The organism is Pseudomonas sp. Ors-4-3C (assembly GCF_055755035.1).
In genome coordinates this window covers 2127108-2150228 of sequence record NZ_CM146900.1, presented here as the reverse complement: position 1 = coordinate 2150228, position 23121 = coordinate 2127108, and the positions used below count along the sequence as shown (strand labels likewise).

Annotated in this window: 12 protein-coding genes; all 12 read left to right on the top strand. The window is 61.2% G+C overall.

Annotation, left to right across the window (positions count from 1 at the left end; genetic code table 11):
- The first annotated feature begins 3 nt into the window (after window positions 1–3).
- The 12 genes from treZ to ACVHNU_RS09450 all read left to right on the top strand — a co-directional run bounded on the left by treZ (window position 4) and on the right by ACVHNU_RS09450 (window position 23035).
- Window positions 4–1806 carry a malto-oligosyltrehalose trehalohydrolase gene (treZ, locus tag ACVHNU_RS09505; protein ID WP_473019550.1) on the top strand — a complete coding sequence of 601 codons (1803 nt, stop codon included), beginning with the start codon at window positions 4–6 and terminating at the stop codon, window positions 1804–1806.
- A complete protein-coding gene (gene malQ / locus ACVHNU_RS09500; protein WP_139055877.1) occupies window positions 1803–3881 on the top strand; it encodes a 4-alpha-glucanotransferase in 2079 nt (692 codons plus the stop codon). Before treZ ends, malQ begins: the two co-directional genes overlap by 4 nt.
- Window positions 3878–6646 carry a malto-oligosyltrehalose synthase gene (locus ACVHNU_RS09495; RefSeq protein WP_473019549.1) on the top strand — a complete coding sequence of 923 codons (2769 nt, stop codon included), beginning with the start codon at window positions 3878–3880 and terminating at the stop codon, window positions 6644–6646. Before malQ ends, ACVHNU_RS09495 begins: the two co-directional genes overlap by 4 nt.
- A gap of 27 nt (window positions 6647–6673) precedes the next feature.
- A complete protein-coding gene (locus ACVHNU_RS09490) occupies window positions 6674–6994 on the top strand; it encodes a DUF2934 domain-containing protein (RefSeq protein WP_201137775.1) in 321 nt (106 codons plus the stop codon).
- 249 nt (window positions 6995–7243) lie between these two features.
- Window positions 7244–9406 carry a glycogen debranching protein GlgX gene (gene glgX / locus ACVHNU_RS09485; protein WP_003224541.1) on the top strand — a complete coding sequence of 721 codons (2163 nt, stop codon included), beginning with the start codon at window positions 7244–7246 and terminating at the stop codon, window positions 9404–9406.
- 1 nt (window position 9407) lies between these two features.
- A complete protein-coding gene (locus ACVHNU_RS09480; RefSeq protein ID WP_473019548.1) occupies window positions 9408–10406 on the top strand; it encodes an acyl-CoA dehydrogenase in 999 nt (332 codons plus the stop codon).
- Window positions 10403–11176 carry a PIG-L deacetylase family protein gene (locus ACVHNU_RS09475; protein WP_262141389.1) on the top strand — a complete coding sequence of 258 codons (774 nt, stop codon included), beginning with the start codon at window positions 10403–10405 and terminating at the stop codon, window positions 11174–11176. The genes ACVHNU_RS09480 and ACVHNU_RS09475 overlap by 4 nt, the downstream gene beginning before the upstream one ends.
- Window positions 11173–11772 carry an SAM-dependent methyltransferase gene (locus ACVHNU_RS09470; protein ID WP_473019547.1) on the top strand — a complete coding sequence of 200 codons (600 nt, stop codon included), beginning with the start codon at window positions 11173–11175 and terminating at the stop codon, window positions 11770–11772. Before ACVHNU_RS09475 ends, ACVHNU_RS09470 begins: the two co-directional genes overlap by 4 nt.
- Complete coding sequence (locus ACVHNU_RS09465; protein ID WP_473019546.1) at window positions 11769–12455, top strand: glycosyltransferase family 2 protein; 687 nt, start codon at window positions 11769–11771, stop codon at window positions 12453–12455. The genes ACVHNU_RS09470 and ACVHNU_RS09465 overlap by 4 nt, the downstream gene beginning before the upstream one ends.
- A gap of 157 nt (window positions 12456–12612) precedes the next feature.
- Window positions 12613–13371, top strand: a complete 759-nt coding sequence (locus tag ACVHNU_RS09460; RefSeq protein ID WP_201137780.1) for a PIG-L deacetylase family protein — start codon at window positions 12613–12615, stop codon at window positions 13369–13371.
- Between the two features lie 409 nt (window positions 13372–13780).
- Complete coding sequence (locus ACVHNU_RS09455; RefSeq protein WP_473019545.1) at window positions 13781–17794, top strand: hypothetical protein; 4014 nt, start codon at window positions 13781–13783, stop codon at window positions 17792–17794.
- A gap of 195 nt (window positions 17795–17989) precedes the next feature.
- Window positions 17990–23035: a hypothetical protein gene (locus tag ACVHNU_RS09450; RefSeq protein WP_473019544.1), complete on the top strand. Its 5046-nt coding sequence runs from the start codon at window positions 17990–17992 to the stop codon at window positions 23033–23035.
- Window positions 23036–23121: the final 86 nt, after the last annotated feature.

Sequence of the window (23121 nt, the reverse complement as noted above, 5' to 3'; positions counted from 1 at the left end):
ACGATGCCGTTACGGACCCAAGAAAACTGGCCCCACGGCGCGATCATGCAGGACGCCGAACACACTCAGTTTGCGCTGTGGGCACCGGATGCGTTTTACGTCAGTGTCGAACTTGAAAATGGCCAGTCGCTGCCGATGTTGCCGCAGGCCGATGGCTGGTTCGTGATCAAGACCCGGTGCCCGGCGGGCACCCGTTACCGCTTCAACATCGATGGCGAACTGGAGGTGCCCGACCCGGCCTCCCGTGCTCAGGACGGCGACATTGACCGCTACAGCGTGGTGGTTGATCCGCTGGCTTATCAGTGGCGCCACACCACCTGGCATGGTCGGCCGTGGAGCGAAGCGGTGATCTACGAGTTGCACGTCGGCGCACTCGGCGGCTTTGCCGAAGTCGAACAGCATCTGGCGCGCCTCGCCGAACTGGGCATCACCGCTATCGAATTGATGCCGCTGGCGCAATTCCCCGGCACCCGCAACTGGGGCTACGACGGCGTGTTGCCCTTCGCTCCGCAAGCCTCCTATGGCACCCCGGAACAGCTCAAACATCTGATCGACAGCGCTCATGGCCACGGTCTGGCGGTGATTCTCGACGTGGTCTACAACCACTTCGGCCCCGACGGCAATTTTCTTGGCCGCTACGCCAAGGGCTTTTTCCGCGAAGACAAACAGACCCCATGGGGTGCGGCAATCGATTTTCGCCGCGAGGAAGTTCGCGAGTTCTTCATCGAAAACGCGCTGATGTGGCTGTTTGAATATCGCTTCGATGGCCTGCGTCTGGACGCGGTGCATGCGATAGAAAGTCCGGACTTCCTGCCCGAACTCGCCCAGCGTATTCGTCAGCAGACTGATCCGGCTCGCCACGTCTGGCTGACCGTGGAGAACGAGCTCAACCAGTCGAGCCTGCTCGAATACGACTACGACGCGCAATGGAACGATGACGGCCACAATGCCTTGCATGTGCTGCTGACCGGCGAAACCGACGCCTATTACGCCGACTACGCGCTGCAACCTACGGAACAACTGACGCGCTGTCTGAGCCAGGGTTTCGTGTTCCAGGGCCATATCACCCGCCACGGCGAACCCCGGGGCGAACCGAGCGAACACCTGCCCTCCACCGCTTTCGTGCTGTTCCTGCAGAATCACGACCAGATCGGCAACCGTGCCTTCGGTGAGCGCCTGCATCACCTCGCCGATCCACGGGCACTGCGGGCTGCCACGGTACTGTTGCTGCTGTCGCCGATGATCCCGCTGATGTTCATGGGCGATGAATACGCCGCCGCTCAACCTTTCCTGTTCTTCACCAGCCACCACGGCGAACTCGCCGAATTGGTGCGCGAAGGACGTCGCAACGAGTTTTCCGGGTTCGCCGCGTTTACCGATCCGCATAAACGCGAGCAGATCCCCGACCCGAATGCCGAGGAGACCTTCCACGCCTCGCAGCCCCGACTGATTGGCAGCGGCACCGCAAAACAGCAAGAAACCCTCGCGCTGTACCGGCAACTGCTGCAATTGCGCCACCGCTACATCATTCCCAATCTGTCCGGCACCCAGGCGCTGGGCGCGCACATGCTCGGCTTCGGCGCGGTCACTGCGCGCTGGCGCCTGGGCGATGGCAGTCAGCTGCGAATTGACCTGAACCTCAGCGATACGCCAGTGGTCAACCCTGCACAGACCGACGCCGTGTGGTTGTTTCAGCAGCCGCCTGCAGACGATCTGTCGGAACCGGGCATCCTCGCCCCGTATTGCGCAATTGTCAGCCTCACGGCCGCAACCCCCTTGCAACCTCTGGATGGAGAGCGCCTATGAGCGATGCGCAACTGGAAATACTCGCAAGCCGCGCCGGCCTTGCCGTCGACTGGATCGACGCCAACGGCCGTCCGCAGAAAGTCGCCCCGGCGGTGCTGCGCAATGTTCTCACCGGCCTGGGCCATCCGGCCAATACCGCCCAGGAAATCGACGCCAGCCTGCTGCAGCTGCAACAGGTGCAGCAGGATCGCCACCTGCCTCCCCTGCTGACCGCAGACGTCGGCGTCGGCGTTGATCTGGCCCGCTATTTCGAACCTGAAACCCCGTGCGAAATCCATCTGGAAGACGGCTCGCGGCTGAACCTCAAGCTCGACGCCGAAGCCAAATTGCCGGGGTTGATCCCGGTCGGCTATCAGCAGGTGCACATCGCCGATCAGTATTTCACCCTGGCCGTGGCGCCGGAGCGTTGCTTCAGCGTTGGCGATGCGGTGGACAATCCGATCCCCCGTGTGTGGGGCCTGAGCGCGCAACTGTACGGTCTGCGCCGCCCCGGCGACGGCGGTTTCGGCGACACCCAGGCATTGGAAGAGCTGGCCCGGGTGGCCGGCGAACGCGGTGCCGATGCGCTGGCGATCAGTCCGTTGCATGCGATGTTCAGCGCCGATACCGGGCGCTACAGCCCCTATTCGCCGTCCAGCCGGCTGTTCCTCAATTCCCTGTATGCCGCACCGGGCGCGATCCTTGGCGAACGGGCGTTGCGCGATGCGATCGACGCCAGCGGTCTGGCCGAGCAATTCAGGCAACTGGAAGACCTCAAACTGATCGATTGGCCGGCCGCCGCCGATGCCAAGTACAAATTGCTGCAAGCCTTGTACGACGGCTTCGTCGCGGGCGAGCATCCGTTGCATGCCGACTTCGCCAGTTTCCGCCATGCCGGTGGTGAAGCGCTGGAAAATCACTGCCGCTTCGAAGCCATTCAGGAAATGCGTGCCGACCGTGGCGAAAGCCTCGACTGGCGGCAGTGGCCGGAGCACTGGCACGAACCGCGTGGCGCCGCCCTCGAAGCGTTTGCCGAAGAATACGCCGAGCGCATCGGCTACTTCGCCTTTTGCCAATGGCTGATCCATCGTTGCCTGGAGCGTGCACAAACCGCTGCGCGCGGCGCCGGCATGCGCATCGGCCTGATCGCTGATCTGGCAGTCGGTGCCGACGGCGCTGGCAGCCAGGCGTGGAGCTTTCAGGACGAACTGCTTGCCTCGCTCACCGTCGGTGCACCGCCGGATATTCTCAACCGCTCCGGTCAGGGTTGGGGGATTTCCGCGTTCTCCCCCGAAGGCCTGATTCGCAACGGCTTTCGCGCTTTCATCGACATGTTGCGCGCCAACTTCGCCCATGCCGGCGGGCTGCGCATCGACCATGTGATGGGCCTGCAACGCCTGTGGGTGATCCCCAACGGCGCCGCACCGGCCGATGGCGCTTATCTGTATTACCCGTTTGACGATCTGTTGCGGCTGTTGACCCTCGAATCCCATCGGCACCAGGCCATCGTCCTCGGTGAAGACCTCGGCACCGTGCCAGACGGCCTGCGGGAAAAACTCAGTGCGCGCTCGATACTCGGCATGCGCGTGCTGCTGTTCGAACAGGACAACACCCGTTTCAAACCGATTCTCGACTGGCCGGATAACGCCCTGGCGACCACCACGACCCACGACCTGCCGACGCTCAACGGCTGGTGGCATGGCCGCGACATCGACTGGAACTCGCGTTTGGGCTTCGTCGATGCCAACGGTGAAATCGAATGGCGCCGTCATCGTCAGCGTGAACGCGAAGGCCTGCGCGGTGCGCTGAGTCAGGACCCGCAAAACTTTCGCGAAGAGTCCCACGAAGCCGATCAAGTGGTGGATGCCAGCGTGCGCTTTCTCGGTCATACCCGCGCGCCGCTGGTGCTGCTGCCACTGGAGGACGCGCTGGGCATCGACGAACAGGCCAACCTGCCCGGCACCATCGACAGCCACCCGAACTGGTCGCGGCGCCTGCCCGGCAACAGCGAAGCGTTGCTCGATGGGGTCGATGCTGCGCGGCGTCTGGAACTGCTGGCCTGCGCGCGCCTGCAAGCTGCCGAGCGTGACCAATGAACCAGACGCTCATCCAGCCACTGCGCGCGACCCTGCGCCTGCAATTTCACAAGGGCTTCACCCTGGAACAGGCAGTGCCGCTGGTGCCGTACTTTGCCCGCCTCGGCATCAGCCACATTTATGCCTCGCCGCTGCTCGCGGCCCGCGCCGGTTCGATGCACGGCTACGACGTGGTCGACCCGACCCAAGTCAACCCGGAGCTCGGCGGCGAGTCGGCGCTGCGGCGTCTGGTCAGCACCCTGCGCGAACACAACATGGGGCTGATCCTCGACATCGTCTCCAACCACATGGCCGTCGGCGGCAGCGATAACCCGTGGTGGCTCGATCTGCTGGAATGGGGCCGACTCAGTCCTTACGGCGAGTTCTTCGACATCCAGTGGCACTCGCCGGACCCGTTGATGGAAGGCCAGTTGCTGCTGCCGTTTCTTGGCAGCGATTACGGCATCGCCCTGCAGGAAGGCACGCTGAAATTGCGCTTCGATGCGCAGCAAGGACGCTTCCACGTCGAGCATTACGACCACCACTTCCCGATCTGCCCGAATGACTACGGCGAGCTGTTAAAACCAGTCGAGGCGCTGAAATCCCTGGCCGATCGTTTCAGTACCCTCAGCTACCAGACCGACGCGCATGCGTTGGCGATGCCGCTCAAGGAAGAACTGAAAGAGCTGGCGAGCGATCCGCAGGTCCTCGCCGCGATCGAGGAAAATCTCGCGCATTACGACTCCACCACCGCAGAAGGCTTCGACAAGCTGCACCAGCTGCTCGAGCGCCAAAGCTACCGTCTCGCCAGTTGGCGCACCGCAGCGGATGACATCAACTGGCGGCGCTTTTTCGACATCAACGAACTCGGCGGCCTGCGCGTCGAACGCCCGGCCGTGTTCGAAGCGACCCACGGCAAGATCTTCCAGCTGATTAGCGAGGGGCTGGTCGACGGTTTGCGCATCGACCACATCGACGGCCTCGCCGATCCGCGTGGCTACTGCCGAAAACTGCGGCGGCGCCTCGACTTTCTCGCGCCGGGCCGGCACTTGCCGATCTACGTCGAGAAGATTCTCGGCGCCGGCGAAACCCTGCGCACCGACTGGGCGGTGGATGGCAGCACGGGTTACGAGTTCATGAATCAACTGTCGTTGCTGCAACATGATCCCGATGGTGAATACGTGCTCGGCGATCTGTGGCAACGGCGCACCGAGCGCCCGGCGGCGTTTATCGAAGAAGCGCAACTGGCACGCCAGCAGATCCTCAACGGCTCGCTGGCCAGCGACTGCGAAAGCGTTGCCCAGGCGCTGCTGCAAGTGGCGCGCGACGATTTGATGACCCGTGACCTGACCCTCGGCGCGATCCGCCGGGTGTTGCAGGCGCTGATCGTGCATTTCCCGGTGTATCGCACTTACATCAGCGCGCTCGGTCGCTCGGCGCAGGATGAACAGTTCTTCCAGCAAGCCATGGACGGCGCGCGGCAGACGCTGGGCGAAGGCGACTGGCCGGTGCTCGACTGCGTGGCGGCCTGGCTCGGTGGCACGCCCTGGCGGCACAAGCCGCGCGGGCGCTCGCGCAAAATCCTCAAGCACGCTTGCGTACGTTTCCAGCAACTGACTTCGCCGGCAGCGGCCAAAGCCGTGGAAGACACCGCGCTGTATCGCTCGGCGGTGCTGCTGTCGCGCAATGACGTCGGCTACAACACCGAGCAGTTCAGCGCACCGGTCAGCGACTTCCATGCGGTCAATCAGCAACGGCTGGACGCGTTTCCCGACAACCTGCTGGCCACTGCGACCCACGATCACAAACGCGGCGAGGACACCCGCGCCCGCCTGGCGATTCTCAGCGAACGTAGTCACTGGTACGCCGAACAGGTCGAGTTGTGGCGCGCCCTCGCCCGGCCGTTGCGCGACGATGATCAAGTGCCGTCGTCCGGCGATGAACTGATCCTTTATCAGACGCTGCTCGGCAGTTGGCCGCTGCAATTGCATGATGACGATCAGTCAGGTTTCAGCGAGTACGCCGAGCGCATCTGGCAGTGGCAACAGAAAGCCCTGCGCGAAGCCAAGCTGCAAAGCAGCTGGAGTGCGCCCAACGAGGCCTACGAAAACGCAGCCCAGACGTTCACCCAACGACTGCTCACCGGTGCAGAAGGCGAGCTGCTGCGCGCCGCGCTGAGCAAGACGGTCAACAGCATCGCTGCGGCCGGTGCCCTCAACAGTCTGGCGCAAACCTTGCTGCGCATGACCGTGCCGGGGGTGCCGGATCTGTATCAGGGCAACGAGTTCTGGGACTTCAGCCTGGTCGATCCGGACAACCGCCGGCCGGTGGATTACGCCACGCGCGAGCAGGCTCTGGACGGACACGCGCCGCTTGAGGAACTGCTGGCGAACTGGCGTGACGGGCGCATCAAGCAAGCGTTGATCGCTCAGGTGTTGAACCTGCGCGCCGCACACGCCGAGCTGTTTCGACGTGGCACGTATCAGGCCCTGGAGGTGCTGGGCGAGCAGGCGCACAACGTGCTCGCGTTCGCCCGTGAGCACGAGGGCGACTACGCCATCGTGATCGTGCCGATCCGCTGCGCGACGTTGCTGGAAAACAGTGCCGTGCCGCAGGTGGATGCGCTGCGCTGGGGCGATACGCGAGTGGTTTTACCGTTCGCCGCCTCTGACACAAACCTGAAGGGACTTTTTCACAGCCGCGCAGTCACAAAAAACAGGGAGCTGAACGTCAGCGCCGCGCTGGGGGATTTCCCGGTCAATCTGTTTATCCAACTCTTTACGTAACGACGAGTTCAGTTCAGGAGCATTGCGATGAGTACCGACGATAAACGCATCCGCGAGTTTGCCTATCAGATCTGGGAATCCGAGGGCAAACCTGAAGGTCATGAAGCGCGTCATTGGGAAATGGCGCGCAAACTGGCCGAAGCCGAGGCTCTGGCGCCGAAGAAGTCGCCCAAAGCCGCTGGCAGCAAAGCCGCCGGCAAAGGCCCCGACAGCAAGGCCCCGGCGGCCAAGCCCAAGCCTCCGGCGGCGGCCAAAGCCAAACCGGCAAGCGCCGCCAAAGTCGTACCGCCGGGTGAAAAGCCCGCCGAGAAAAAGCCGCGCGCCCCACGCAAGCCCCCGGCCAACTGACCCACCCGGAATATTGAACTGAATCACCGTGTGGCGAGTTCGCTCGCCACCGATGGCCAACTCGTCCTCAAGAAACCCCAAACAACCCCTGTCAGGAAGAGATGTCTGTGGTGAGGGGATTCATCCCCGATCGGCTGCGAAGCAGTCGCAGGGCCGCTGCGCGCCCCATCGGGGATAAATCCCCTCACCACAGATTCTGTTCCCACAGTTGATCCGTTATCCGAACCAACCCGTTTTGCAGGAGCAATCATGTCCAGTCCAAAAAAAAAGGCCGAGCCCGCAGCGCACGCTGAGCCATCGAGAATCCGTGAAGGCCTGCCCTTCCCGCTCGGCGCAACCTGGGATGGTCTGGGGGTGAACTTTGCGCTGTTTTCCGCCAACGCCACCAAGGTCGAACTGTGCATCTTCGACGATGCCGGTGAAGTCGAACTCGAACGTATCGAACTGCCGGAATACACCGACGAAATTTTCCACGGCTATCTGCCCGACGCCCATCCGGGGCTGATCTACGGCTACCGCGTCTATGGCCCGTATGACCCGGCCAATGGTCATCGCTTCAACCACAACAAACTGCTGATCGACCCTTACGCCAAACAATTGGTCGGCCAGTTGAAATGGTCCGAGGCATTGTTCGGCTACACCATCGGCCACCCCGACGCCGACCTCAGCTTCGATGAACGTGACAGCGCGCCGTTCGTGCCCAAGTGCAAGGTCATCGACCCGGCGCACACCTGGGGCAACGACCATCGGGTCAGCGTGCCGTGGGACAAGACGATCATTTACGAAACCCACGTACGCGGCATCAGCATGCGTCACCCCTCGGTGCCAGAGAACGTGCGCGGTACATTTGCCGGACTGATGGTCGATGACGTGCTTGAGCACATCCGCAAACTCGGCGTTTCGAGTGTGGAGTTGCTGCCGATCCATGCCTTCGTCAACGACCAGCACCTGCTGCACAAGGGCATGACCAACTACTGGGGCTACAACAGCATCGCCTTCTTCGCCCCGGATCCGCGTTACCTGGCCAGCGGCAAGATCGCCGAATTCAAGGAGATGGTCGCGCACCTGCACGAGGCCAATCTGGAAGTGATCCTCGACGTGGTCTACAACCACACCGCCGAGGGCAACGAGCAAGGCCCGACCCTGTCGATGCGCGGCATCGACAACGCCTCTTACTACCGCCTGATGCCGGACGACAAGCGCTTCTACATCAACGATTCCGGCACCGGCAACACCCTCGACCTCAGTCACCCGTGTGTGCTGCAGATGGTCACCGACTCGCTGCGCTACTGGGCCAGCGAGATGCACGTCGACGGTTTCCGCTTCGATCTGGCGACCATTCTCGGGCGCTATCACGACGGTTTCGACGAGCGTCACAGCTTCCTCGTCGCCTGCCGGCAGGACCCGGTGCTGCGTCAGGTGAAAATGATCGCCGAGCCTTGGGACTGCGGCCCCGGTGGCTATCAGGTCGGCAACTTCCCGCCGGGCTGGGTCGAGTGGAACGACAAATTCCGCGACACCGTGCGCGCGTTCTGGAAAGGCGATGACGGCCAGGTCGCCGACTTCGCCAGCCGCATGACCGCGTCCGGCGAGATGTTCAATCAGCGTGGACGGCGGCCATACTCGTCGGTGAATTTCATCACCGCCCACGACGGTTTCACCCTCAACGATCTGGTGTCGTACAACGACAAGCACAACGAGGCCAACGACGAAAACAACCAGGACGGCAGCAACAACAATCTGTCGTGGAACCACGGCGTCGAAGGCCCGACCGACGATCCGGAGATCAACGCACTGCGCCACCGGCAGATGCGCAACTTCTTCGCCACGCTGCTGCTGTCTCAAGGCACGCCGATGATCGTCGCCGGCGATGAATTCGCCCGCACGCAGGACGGCAACAACAACGCCTATTGCCAGGACAGCGAGATCGGCTGGGTCAACTGGGATCTCAGCGAGGACGGCAAGGCGCTGCTCAAATTCGTCAAACGCCTGATCAAGCTGCGTATGGCCTATCCGATCCTGCGCCGTGGGCGTTTCCTGGTCGGCGAGTACAACGAGGACATCGGCGTCAAGGACGTCACCTGGCTTGCGCCGGACGGCACCGAGATGACCACCGAACACTGGCACGACGCGCACAACCGCTGCCTGGGCATGCTCCTCGACGGTCGCGCACAGGAAACCGGGATTCGCCGCAAAGGTGCCGACGCAACGTTGCTGCTGGTGGTCAACGCCCATCACGACATTGTCAATTTCAGTCTGCCGGAAGTGCCGGAAGGCAGTTTCTGGACCTGCATGGTCGACACCAATCAACCGGCGGTTCGCGGTCAGGAACGCTTCGAGTTCGGCCATGAATATTCGGTCACCGGCCGCTCGTTGCTGCTGTTCGAATTGCAACGCGAAGAAGAAGACTGATATGGACCTGCAACATTATCTGGCGCGCCGCCCGCCTGATTATCCCGACACCGCCGCCCTCGGCCACTGCCTGCGGGCGTTGGTCGAGGCCGGTCTGGATCGGTTGCCGTTACCGGGCAGCGGTCGCACGCTGGAGCGCTTTCAGCATTTGGCCGAAGTCGGTGGGCACGATCTGGGCCTGTGCAAACTCTACGAAGGCCACACCGACGCATTGGCGATCATCGAACAGCTCGGTGGTTCGCCAACTCCGGGCAGCACCTGGGGCATGTGGGCGGCTGAACCGCCGCAGGCGCGGGTGCAGGTGCGACCGGCCGGGCACATGGTGCGCCTCGACGGACGCAAGGCCTGGTGTTCTGGCGCGGCGGTGCTCAGCCATGCATTGCTCACCGCGTGGGACGCCGAGGATCGTCAGCAACTGGTCGCCGTGGCGCTTGATCAACCGGGCGTGACCATCACCGATCAGGGCTGGCAGGCGGTCGGCATGGGCGCCACCGGCAGCGTCGAAGTGCTGTTCGACGCTGCCGAAGCCCAAGCCATCGGTAACCCCGGCGACTACCTGAATCGTCCGGGCTTCTGGCAAGGCGGGATCGGTATTGCCGCGTGCTGGTACGGCGCGGCGCGGCAGATCGCCGAAGCACTGCGGCAACACTGCGCGCAACGCCAGGAGCCGCACGCCCTCGCCCATCTCGGGGCGGTCGATGCGGCGCTGTACGCCGCCGCCAATGTGCTGCGTTTCAGTGCGCTGCACATCGATGCGCACCCTGAAGCCGATGCCGAACTGTTGGCCCGGCGTGCCCGCGCCGTAGTCGAGCAATCCGCTGAACAAGCGATGCGCGACGTCGGGCGTGCGCTGGGTGCCGGGCCGTTCTGCAAGGATCGGCACTTCGCCCGGCTGATCGCTGATCTGCCGGTGTTCCTGCGCCAGAGCCATGCCGAGCGTGATCTCGCCGCGCTCGGCCAATCGCTCGCTGAACACCCCGAGGAGGTCTGGACGCTATGAATGCCGCGAACAAACCCGATCCGATCATCGGCCACCAGGGTACCTCCCTGCTGCAATGGCAACACTCCCGGCACCTGGCGGCGCTGGACAGCGTCGATGTCCTCAGTCTGGTGCCTCCGGGTGCCCGTGCGGTGATAGTCGCCCCGCACCCGGATGACGAAGTGCTTGGCTGCGGCGGCCTGTTGCAGTTGCTGGCCGCCGCCGGGCGTCAGTTGCAACTGATCTCGGTCACGGATGGCAGCGCCAGTCATCCCGGTTCCGAGCGCTGGCCGGTGGAACGCCTGAGCGTGGTGCGGCCGCAGGAATCGGCCGAAGCCCTGCGCCGCCTCGGCGTGCCACTGCACCGCATGAAATGGCTGCGCGGCGGTTTCACCGATAGCCAGGTCGCCGCTGATGAGTCGTCGCTGGTCGCGTTCATCGAACGCCACCTGCGCCCCGGCGACGTGGTGTTCAGCACCTGGTGCGAGGACGGCCACTGCGATCACGAAGCCGCCGGGCGCGCCAGTATCGAAGCTGCACGACGGGTCGGCGCCACCTGCCACGAATTGCCGGTATGGACCTGGCACTGGGCCTCCCCCGAAGACGCCTCGGTGCCATGGCAGCGCGCGCGCAAGATTCTGTTGTCCGCCGAGCAAGTGGCGCGCAAACGCCACGCGGTGCATGCGTTCGCCAGTCAGCTGGAAGGCGACCCGCAAGCCGGGCTGCAACCGGTGTTGGCGCCGTACGTGCTGGATCGTCTGCTGCAACCGTTTGAAGTGGTGTTCCTATGAGCGTCGATGATCGTTACTTCGAAGGTCTGTTCAGCGCCAACGATGATCCCTGGGCGTTCCGCGAGCGCTGGTACGAACAGCGCAAACGCGCAATCACCCTCGCGGCCCTGCCCCGCGCACATTATCGGGCGATTTTCGAACCCGGTTGTGCCAATGGCGAACTCAGCGCCGAACTCGCTGGCCGCTGTGACCGTCTGCTGTGTTGCGACACCGCCAGTGCGGCGGTGAATCTGGCGCGTACCCGATTGAGCCTTTTTGACCACGCCGAGGTGCGCCAAAGTCGCCTGCCCGGCGACTGGCCGGAAGAAAAATTCGACCTGATTGTATTTAGCGAAATCGGCTACTACCTCGATGCCCAGGATCTGACAGAAGTGATCCGGCGCATCAGTGATTCCCTGACGGCTGACGGGCAATTGCTGGCCTGCCACTGGCGCCCGCCCATCGACGGCTGCCCGCTCAATGCCCGTCAGGTGCATGACCTGATTCACGAGCAACTGCCGCTGCCGCGTCTGGCGCTGCATCAGGAAGCAGACTTCATTCTTGAAGTCTGGAGCCGCGAGCCGCGCTCGGTGGCCGCACTGGAGGGCCTGCGATGATCGGTATTCTGATTCCGGCGCATAACGAGGAAGACCTGCTTGAGCAATGCCTGAGCGCAGCGCTGCGCGCCAGTAAGCACGGGCTGCTGGCCGGCGAACCGGTCGAAGTGCTGGTGGTGCTCGACAGCTGCACCGACCGCTCGGCGCAGATCGTCAACCGCTTTCCGGTGCGCAGCCTGCACATCGACGCGCGCAATGTCGGCCAGGCCCGGGCCGCCGGCGCGCAGATCCTGCTGGAACGCGGCGCGCGCTGGATCTCCTGCTCCGACGCCGACAGCCGGGTGGCCGATGACTGGCTGGTGGCGCAGCTCGGGTTGGGCGCCGACGCGGTGTGCGGTACGGTGACCGTCGAACACTGGGATCAGTCGTTCGACGAAGCCGCGCAAATCCGCTATCACAGTCACTATCAGGCCCGTGACGGGCACCGGCACATTCACGGCGCCAACCTCGGGGTCAGTGCCGACGCCTATCGCTGGGCGGGCGGCTTCCCGCCGCTGGCCTGCGACGAGGACGTGCAACTGGTGCGGCGACTGGAGCGGTGCGGTGCCGACATCGCCTGGAGCCATCGCCCGCAAGTGCGCACCAGCGCCCGTCTGGACAGTCGCGCACGGGGTGGATTTGGTGACTATCTGCGAAATCTGGCACAGCTTGGCCAAAAAAAAGCGGATCAGATTGATCTGTGACGCGACGAATCGGCTGGCATGAGCAATACTCTGCTGCGCGGCAATCCAGGGTTCGGAGCGTCGCACGGCAATCCATCCGCCTTCACGGGTCGAGCGCGCCTGCTTTTCCACGGTGCAGATACGACTGAGGGCCAGAGACGACAAGGACGTAACACCCATGAAACCGTTATTCCTCAGCGAAAACCCGCTGCCGGCGCAGATATGGAACAGTGCCCCGCAGCTCGACAACATTCCCGTCATCAATACCCACAGTCTGGTACCTCCCGGTGCCCGAGCCGTCGTCGTCGCCCCGCATCCGGGTGATGAAGTGGTGACCTGCGGCGGGCTCCTGCAACTGCTCGCCAGCCTCGGCCATCCGCTGCAATTGCTGTCGATCACCGACGGCAGCGCCAGTCATCCCGGCTCGCGGCAATGGTCGGAAAAACGCCTGAGCGTGTTCCGTCCCCAGGAAAGCGTCGAGGCCCTGCGCCGTCTCGGCTTGCCGATGCACAGCCTGAAATGGGTGCGCGGCGGGTTTACCGATAACGCCCTGCTCGACCGCGAGGCCGACCTCACCGACTTCATCGCCCGCTACCTGCGTCCCGGCGACGTGGTGTTCAGCACCTGGCGCGACGATCGCACTGACGACCACGAAGCGGTTGGCCGCGCCAGTGCCAAAGCGGCAGCGCAAGTCGGCGCGACCTTCCATGACGTGCCAGTCTGGGCCTGGCACTGGCCGGAACGCGATCAAAACCTGATCCCCTGGGAACGCGCGCGCAAACTGCGACTCGATACCTGGACCGTAGCGCGCAAGAGCCACGCCACCCACGCCTACGCCAGCCAGCTCAAGGGCGAACCGGCGATCGGCATCGCGCCGCTGCTGCCACGCGTAATCCTCGAGCGGATGCGCTTGCCCTACGAAATCGTCCTCATCTGAAAAAATACATTCCCCCCTGTGGGAGCGGGCTTGCTCGCGAAGAGGTCGTGTCAGGCACTTAAGGTGTTGGCTGGCACACCGCATTCGCGAGCAAGCCCGCTCCCACATTGGCATGCGCTGAGCCAATGGCTACGGCACACCCGGTTAAAACTGTGGGAGCGGGCTTGCTCGCGAAGAGGCCGGTACGGCTGGCAACCATCTCATTCAAGCCCTGCAGACACTGCCGGCGACACGCACAGAAGGCGCCGAGTGATGCCGGAAAGCGTCTTTTTATCCGTCGGGCCGTGCCTTACCACTCGTCAGAAAACAGCGCCTACCTGTAATTTCTGACAGTAGCCAGAGCCGTCATCTTCAGCGCTGAATAACTCCACGCCCTTTGTCCCCCGACAGTTCGCACGGAGTGCCGACCATGCTCGTTCAGCCCAAGAAGAGAATCTCTGCCCCCCATTCACTGCTGGACCCGTGGGTCCCCGGGCGCCTCCTGCCTTCCGGCCAGTGGGGGATCAACCGGGCGGCGGTATTCGCCTTTCCTGACCTCGGCATGCTTGTCTTGATCCCCGCCTGGGCCCAAAAGGCTATCGGCGACACCGTCAAGCTGCTGCTCGATGGCCGTGAGGTCGACGGGCGTCCCATCATCAATAAGAGCGAACTCGACCAGCCCACAGTGTTGTCGGTGGCACCCCGTCATCTGCAGACCGGTTCTTACGAGCTCACCTACGAAATCAAACAGCCCAATCAAAAAGAAGAGCGTCCGGACAAGCCCCTCGACCTCTTCGTCAAACTGGAGCTCCCCGGTGGCCAGGACATCAACCCGGGCCCCGGTCACTCCAACCTGTACATGTACATTCCCCCGGTAATCGTCAACGGCGGTGTGGACAAAGACGTTGCCGAAGAGGGAGTGCCGATTGTCATCCGGTCCGAGTCCGGCAGCGGCCTGCCTTACCCCTACATTGCAGTGGACGACGTCATCCTTCTCTCCTGGGGTGGCACCCTTGTGCCTTCCACACCGGTGACCCAGGCGCAGATCGACGATCCGGTGGCCAACCCGATTCTGATCTGGATCACCAAAGCCATCATTGAGCGCGTCGGTGACACCGACGACTCTGGTCTGGCGGTCACCTTCAAGGTGCGCGACAAGGTCGAAAATGAATCGGAAGACTGGTGCAAGGAAACCCGTATCGTCGTCACTGTCGGCATCGACCGGCTGGACGCGCCTATCGTTCAGGAGGCTTTCAACAATAAGCTCGACGTCGATAAACAGGGCAACAACGACATTACAGCCGTAGTCACGGCCACCGGACCGCGCTTCGAGCTTAATGACATCATCTACTTGACCATGTTCGGCACCACCGTGGATGGCGAAAAGGTCGACGTCACTGCCCCGACCCAGATCGTCGACAATCTCCCGCATAACTACCATTTCAAGCTGCCCATTGCCGACGTGCGCAAACTGGTCAATACCCAGGTCATGTTCTCTTATCACCTGGTACGCAACGGCAGCCGTCTTCCACTCTCCAAAGGGCAGTTTGTAGATTTCAAAGGCGAAGCCCACCGCCTGGCCGCACCGACGGTCAAGGAGGCCGTGGGAGACTTCATCGACCCTGACAATAAGGAAATCAACATCCGTATTCCGTTTGATCCGCTCATCGAGATCGACAACGCCATCGAGCTGTTCCTGTTGGGTAAAAGCCCCGACGGCAGCACCCACCTGCCTGATTTGGGCTATTACTTTCCGGATGAAAAGGACCTCGCGAATCCCGACGGTTTTACCATCAACGTGGCTGACGACCCCCTCGAGCCTATCAATGGCGGAAACCTGGAGGTGTGGTACCACCTGCTGAAAGACAAAGGCGCCGAGATCACCAGACAGGAATCCGTGCACGCCAGGGTGCTCAATGTAGGTGAACCGCAATTCGAGCTGAATGCACCGATGGTCAAGGGTGTGGAGAACCATTTCCTGGAGCCGGGCAAGCTGCCCGGAGGGACCACTGAAATGACCATCTACAAGCCGCTCGTGAGGCCATGGGTGAGAGACGATGAGGCCCAGTGGTTCTGGGAAGGCGACGTCTCCGGCGGGGAGACGGGTTCGATCAAGTTCAATGCTCTTAGTGAAAAACAGGACTGGCTCATCCGGCTGGATGCCGAGTTCGTGGCCAAGCACATCGAACCGAACCGCGGCAGCAAGATCACCGTTCGCTACCAACTCTGGCGCCATGCCACAGAAGAGACCAGCCTTTCGAATCCATTGGTGTTCACCGTGGGAGTCGCGCTGGAACTGCTCGCCCCGTCGATCAAGGAGAACAACGGCGACAGCGCACTCAACCCGCTGCTGGTCAAGGACACCTTGACCGCCGTGGTGCCGGACAACCCCGAGTTGCGGCCAACTGATGAAATCAGCGTCACCTGGACTGGCGCTGACGGCACGCCGGCCGGCGGTTCGCACACCTCAGTGCCGCGTGCGGTAAGCGAAGGGCTTGAGTTTGCGATCCCGAACAGCGTGGTGGCGTTCAACCTGGGTAAGCCGGTAAAAATCTCCTACGTCGTCATCATTGATGGTCATCCAACACCGTCCCGGGTATTTGACCTGACGGTGCAAGCGATGCCGCAGAGCGCGCTGGCCAGCCCCACCATCGAGCAGGCCGACAACGACGGCGCCGGCCCGGAACTGTATACCGGCGACCTGAGCCAAGCTTCCGTACGCATGGGTGACTGGCCGCTGATCGCCCTCGACCAATACGTCTGGTTGCGCCTGCGCGGGACCAATGCCGACGGCAGCGCCTACGCGCGCGAGATCTGGAGCGCGCCGACGGCCTTCACCAACGATGACTGGATCGCTGACGGGTTCTTCACTTTTCCGCTTCCAGCCGATGAGCTCAAAGCTCTGCAGGATGGCAGCGGCCTGGCACTGGCGTTTAAAGCGGCGCTTGGTCAGAGCACGGTGGAGAGTGAGGCGGTGGAGTTTCCGGTGCGTACTTATACGGTTATCACCCGCGCCCGTCTGGACCTGGAAGAACCCTCGATCAAGGAGAACAACGGCGACAGTACGCTCAACCCGCTATTGGTCAAGGACACCTTGACCGTCGTGGTGCCGGACAACGCAGAGTTTCTGCCAACCTATGAAATCAGCGTCAAGTGGGACGGCGCTGTTGGCACGCCGGCCGGCGGGTCGCACACCTCAGTGCCGCGTGCGGTAAGCGAAGGGCTTGAGTTTGCGATCCCGAACAGCGTGGTGGCGTTCAACCTGGGCAAGCAGGTAAAAGTCTCCTACGTCGTCCTCATTGATGGTCATCCAATACCGTCCCGGGTATTTGACCTGACGGTGCAAGCAATGGCGCAGAGCGCACTGGCCAGCCCCACCATCGAGCAGGCCGACAATAACGGCGCCGGCCCGGAACTGAATATTGGCAACCTGACCCGCGTTTCCGTACGCATGGGTGACTGGCCGCTGATCGCCCCCAACCAATACGTCTGGTTGCGCCTGCGCGGGACCAATGCCGACGGTAGCGCCTACGCACGCGAGATCTGGAGCGCGCCGAACAACGTTACCGACTCAGACTGGATCACTAACGGGTTCTTCACTTCCGAAATTGCAGTCGCTGAAATCAAAAACCTGCAGGATGGCAGCAACCTGAGCGAGGAGTTTAAAGCCGCACTGAGTCAGAACGTCTCCGAGAGTGAGGCTTTGGTCTTTCCCGTACGCAACTACAAGATCAAGGCAGAACCGCCAAAAATTACCGGCGCCAAAGACTCCAAGGGCAACCCTATTCCGGAGGGAGAAACCACGTTCGACACTAACATCACGCTGACGGGAAGCGCAGTCAAAGGTTGGAAAGTCCGGATCAAGGCTACCGGGTATGACCGCGAAGTGACCGCTGACCCGAGCAGTGGCATCTGGACGTTGAACATAACAGGACTAAGCGCTACTACTCACCGCTTCACGGCACAGTATGCGGAAGGAAACACTTCTACCCCATGGGTGGTCATCGTATCGCCACCTATATTGAGCGAGGACTTTGAGGGTCTCTCAGTTAATGATCCACGCAGATTGGATATTCGTTCAATGACAATTGAGCGCACTCCAGTAAAACCAGAAACTCAATCCATAGGTATTGGGTCAGGCACCTACTACCTGCCACCTATGCATGGGGCAATTTTACAAATTAACGGCGCTCTCGTAACCATTACATTTGAGTTCAAACTAACCTACTCATATATATCATTCGACTATGCACATACCGTTGATCCAGGAACAATAGCTAGGTTTTATGATTCAAATGGCAGACAGTTGGGCGAAAGAGCACTATTAACATTTAGCCTATACAGACCGGAGTTTGTTGAGTTCCAGGGAGCCGGTATCAAAAAAATGATTGTCACCACTGGCCCTACCGCCATTGCCTTTGACAATTTCATATTTCGCCTATGACCCCATAAAGCAAAGTATCAAGTAGTCGAAAATCAGGGACGGGTTCAATTACCCGTCCCCTTTCGTTTTCCGCACTTCGAGCACGTTACCACTCGTCGCAAATACGCCCCCACCTGTAATTTCTGACAGTAGCCAACCCGCCTCACCTGAGCCTTAAATCCCTGTGCCGCCCCTTTTCCTACCGGAGTTGCCAGCATGCTCATTCAACCGTCCAGAAAAATTCCCAAGGACCTGCGTGAACCGGAAATCCCGGGCCGCACGGAACCGCAACTGCCCTCCGGCGAATGGGGTATCAACTACGCCGCCGCGCTGGGCAACTTCACAAACGGCCTGAAGGTGCACGTTCTGCCCTATGCCGATATGAAACTGGGTGACGGGATCGAGCTTCAGCTCGATGGTGCCACCGTCGACCAGCAGACCCTCACGCAAACAGCTCAATTAGGTCAACGGGTGACACTCTGGGTCGAGCCGAGACACAGCATCAACGGCTCACACACACTCGGCTATACCATAAAGCGCGACCACCAGACCCCCGAACCCTACAAGCCGCCAGTAAAGATCTATATCAAGCTCGACCTGCCCGGCGGCCAGGATCTGGACCCCGATCCCGGTCAACATTCCGAGCTGTACCAGTACATCGATCCGCGCATCATCGCCGACGGCGTGGACAAGGAAACCGCCAGAAATGGCGTGAAAATCACCATCAAGGCCAAACCCGGCAGCCTTTCGAAACGGCCCTATCCGAACTGCGCCGCAGGTGATGTGATCATCGTCAGCTGGGGTGGCGTGCGGATTCGCTCCGCACCGGTCACTCAGGCACAGGTTGACGATCCGGATGCCCATCCGATCGAGGTCAACGTCACTGAAGCGGACATCCTCCGGGCCGGGGATTCGGGCCCCCTGGGGGTCCCCGTGACGTTTACCATCCTTGATCTGGTGAACAACGCGGCGCAAGACTGGTGCAGCGAAACGCGCATCGTCGTCGACACCGGCAACTCGCGACTGAACATGCCCATCCTTGAGCAGGCCAACGGCCAGGAGCTGCACCTCGAAACTTTGAAAGATGAAGATCTGGAACTGAGGGTCTGGGCCACGTCGCCGGACTTCCAGGAAAACGACGTGATCATCATGTACATCAATGGCAGCACACTGGACGGCGTTCCCGTGGCGCACGACGCTCGCCAGACCATCAACAAAGAACCGCCGCTGGTGGTCAGCGTCTTTCTGCCCAACAGCGCCGCCCGGGAGCTGGCCAAAACCCAGGCGGTGTTCTTCTACCAGTTGGAACGTGGCGGCGCGGTGATTCAGCGCTCCAAGAGCCTCTTCATCACCATCATCGGCGACCCCTATCGCCTCGCCGCGCCGATCGCCGACGATGCCGTGAACGGTGCGCTCAAGCCCGACCTGGAGCAAGTGAGCATCCGCATCCCTCATGACGATCGCTTCGAAGAAGACATGGGCATTGAACTCAAATGGCTGGGCACCCAGGCCGACTCGATCACGTATGACCCGCAGCTGGACTGGCATATCCTCAGCGCGGCCGACGCCAGCAACCCGCTGGGCTTCATCGTCAAGGTGGATGGCGTCCAGCACCTCAAGTTGCTCAAGGGCGGCACGCTGGACCTGTCCTACAACCTGCTCAGCGACGAGGACGGCGTAGTCGTCAGGCGGGCATCGCAGCATGCAGAGCTGCTGACCGTGGGCGAAGCACAACTGGAACTGGTGCCCCCGATCGTCCAGGGTGAAGAGAACGGCATCCTGGAACCCGATGATCTGTCCGACGGCACAAGCAAAATCACTTGCCCGAACCCGCTCGCCAACCCGACCAAGCCCCAGGACGTGGTCACCTGGCAACTGCGTGATGCCCATGGCGCGCTCCTGGACCAAGGCAGCAAAACCCTGAACGCCCTCACTGCCGGCAGACCCGTGGATTTCCCGCTTGATGCAGCCTTTGTGCAGAAGCATTTTGAAGCGCGGCGTGGGGAGAAACTCAGCGTCAGCTACAGCATCCTGCGGTTCGAGACGGGCAAGACCAGTTACTCGAATCCGTTGGTGTTTACCGTGGGAGTCGCGCTGGAACTGCTCGCCCCCTGGATCAAGGAGAACAACGGCGACAACGCACTTAACCCGCTGCTGGTCAAGGACACCTTGACCGCCGTGGTGCCGGACAACCCCGAGTTGCGGCCAACTGATGAAATCAGCGTCACCTGGACTGGCGCACAGGGTACGCCCGCAGGCGGTTCGCACACCTCTGTTCCTCGGCCGCTGGGCAGCAACCGGGAGTTTGCGATTCCGAATAGTGTGGTCGCGTTTAACCTGAACAAAGATGTGAAGGTGTCCTACGTCGTCATCCGCGACGGCGAGCCGCTGCCGTCCCTCGTCTTTGATTTGACTGTGTTGAGCATGCCGCAGAATGAACTGCTCAAACCCATCATCAAGGACGCGGACAGCAACGGCGAAGGCCCGGAGTTCAATGTGGGCAAACTGACCGCCAATGCGATCTACCGCATGGGCATCTGGCCGTTGATTGCCCCACTCCAATATGTCTGGCTGCGCCTGACAGGTACAAACGCTGATGGCAGCGACTACAACCTTCAGATCCATACGGCACCCGGCTCATATGTCACCGACGGGTGGATCACGCAAGGTTATCTAGAGCGCAACATTGCCCTTGCAGGCTTGAGAAACCTGAAAGATGGCAGCACGCTGACCATGGCATTCAAAGCCGCGTTCGGCAAAGACCCGAATGAGAGTTTGGCCGTGGCCTTCCCCGTGCGCACCTACACGATCAAAGCGTTGGAGGATGTGCAACCAGAAATTACTCGGGCCGAAGACTCCAAAGGGGTGGAGATTCCTCAGGACAGTCCGACCATCGACACCACGGTCAAGCTTTTCGGAGCCGCGGCCAAAGGCCAGAAAGTCCAGATCAAGGATGGCACCACCGTCAAGGGAGAGGCTGCCGTCGATCCGACGACAGGCCTTTGGGAAATGATCGTGGCCGGCTTGAGCGTGGACGATCATAGCTTCACCGCCACCGCCCTGTATGGCAGTGGGCAGGTGTCGGCTGCGTGGACGTTGACTGTAACGGCCAATACCGCGCCGACCATTACCCAGACCGTCGACTCCAAAGGGGTAGCGATTCCTCAGGGCAGTACGACCATCGACGCCACGGTCAAGCTTTTCGGAGCCGCGGCCAAAGGCCAGAAAGTCCAGATCAAGGATGGCACCACCGTCAAGGGAGAGGCTGCCGTCGATCCGACGACAGGCCTTTGGGAAATGATCGTGGCCGGCTTGAGCGTGGACGATCATAGCTTCACCGCCACCGCCCTGTATGGCAGTGGGCAGGTGTCGGCGGCATGGACGTTGACTGTAACGGCCAATACCGCGCCGACCATTACCCAGACCGTCGACTCCAAAGGGGTAGCGATTCCTCAGGGCAGTACGACCATCGACGCCACGGTCAAGCTTTTCGGAGCCGCGGCCAAAGGCCAGAAAGTCCAGATCAAGGATGGCACCACCGTCAAGGGAGAGGCTGCCGTCGATCCGACGACAGGCCTTTGGGAAATCATCGTGGCCGGCTTGAGCGTGGACGATCATAGCTTCACCGCCACCGCCCTGTATGGCAGTGGGCAGGTGTCGGCTGCGTGGACGTTGACTGTAACGGCCAATACCGCGCCGACCATTACCAAGACCATAGACTCCAAAGGGGTAGCGATTCCTCAGGGCAGTACGACCATCGACGCCACGGTCAAGCTTTTCGGAGCCGCGGCCAAAGGCCAGAAAGTCCAGATCAAGGATGGCACCACCGTCAAGGGAGAGGCTGCCGTCGATCCGACGACAGGCCTTTGGGAAATCATCGTGGCCGGCTTGAGCGTGGACGATCATAGCTTCACCGCCACCGCTCTGTATGGCAGTGGGCAGGTGTCGGCGGCATGGACGTTCACTGTAACGGCCAATACCGCGCCGACCATTACCAAGACCATAGACTCCAAAGGGGTCGCGATTGCCAAAGGCGGGACCACCGTCGATACCACGGTCACGGCGTCAGGGGCCGGCGCCAAGGGTCAGAAAGTCCAGATCAAGGATGGCAACACCGTCAAAGGTGAAGCGACGGTTAACCTGACAACCGGCCTGTGGGAACTGACCATGACAGGCTTGAGCGTGGACGCTCACAGCTTCACCGCCACCGCGCTGTATGGCAGTGGCCAGGTATCCGCGGCATGGACGTTCACTGTAACGGCCAATACCGCGCCGACCATTACCAAGACCATAGACTCCAAAGGGGTCGCGATTGCCAAAGGCGGGACCACCGTCGATACCACGGTCACGGCGTCAGGGGCCGGCGCCAAGGGTCAGAAAGTCCAGATCAAGGATGGCAACACCGTCAAAGGTGAAGCGACGGTTAACCTGACAACCGGCCTGTGGGAACTGACCATGACAGGCTTGAGCGTGGACGCTCACAGCTTCACCGCCACCGCGCTGTATGGCAGTGGCCAGGTATCCGCGGCATGGACGTTGACTGTAACGGCCAATACCGCGCCGACCATTACCAAGACCATAGACTCCAAAGGGGTCGCGATTGCCAAAGGCGGGACCACCGTCGATACCACGGTCACGGCGTCAGGGGCCGGCGCCAAGGGTCAGAAAGTCCAGATCAAGGATGGCAACACCGTCAAAGGTGAAGCGACGGTTAACCTGACAACCGGCCTGTGGGAACTGACCATGACAGGCTTGAGCGTGGACGATCATAGCTTCACCGCCACCGCTCTGTATGGCAGTGGGCAGGTGTCGGCTGCGTGGGTAGTCATCGTATCGCTCCCCATACTGAGTGAGAATTTTGACAACATGAGTGAAAGTCACCCAACAAGATTGGATATTCCCTCAATGACAATTGAGCGCACTCCAGGGCAAGGACAAGACATATTTATCTTCTACGACCTTCGATACCCACGACCTTTCTCCGGGGAATCCTTAATGATAAATGGTGGCCCCAAAACGATTACACTTACATTCAGGCATGCTTACTCATATATATCGTTCAACTACGCAGGCTCCTACCTCCCAGGGACAGTAGCGAAATTTTATGATTCAAACAACAGACCGCTAGGCGAAAAACCACTATTAACATCGCATTCTGAGGCAGTAGCGTTCCTTGAATTTCAGAAAGATGGAATACAAAAAATGATTGTCACAACTGGCAACAACGCCGTCTCCTTTGATAATTTCATATTCCGCCTATGACCTCGCAAAAGTAAATAATGGCGGAAAGCAGCAAACAAAAAGGAGGAGGATTAATTAATCCTCCTCCTTTTTGTTTTCCACACAAT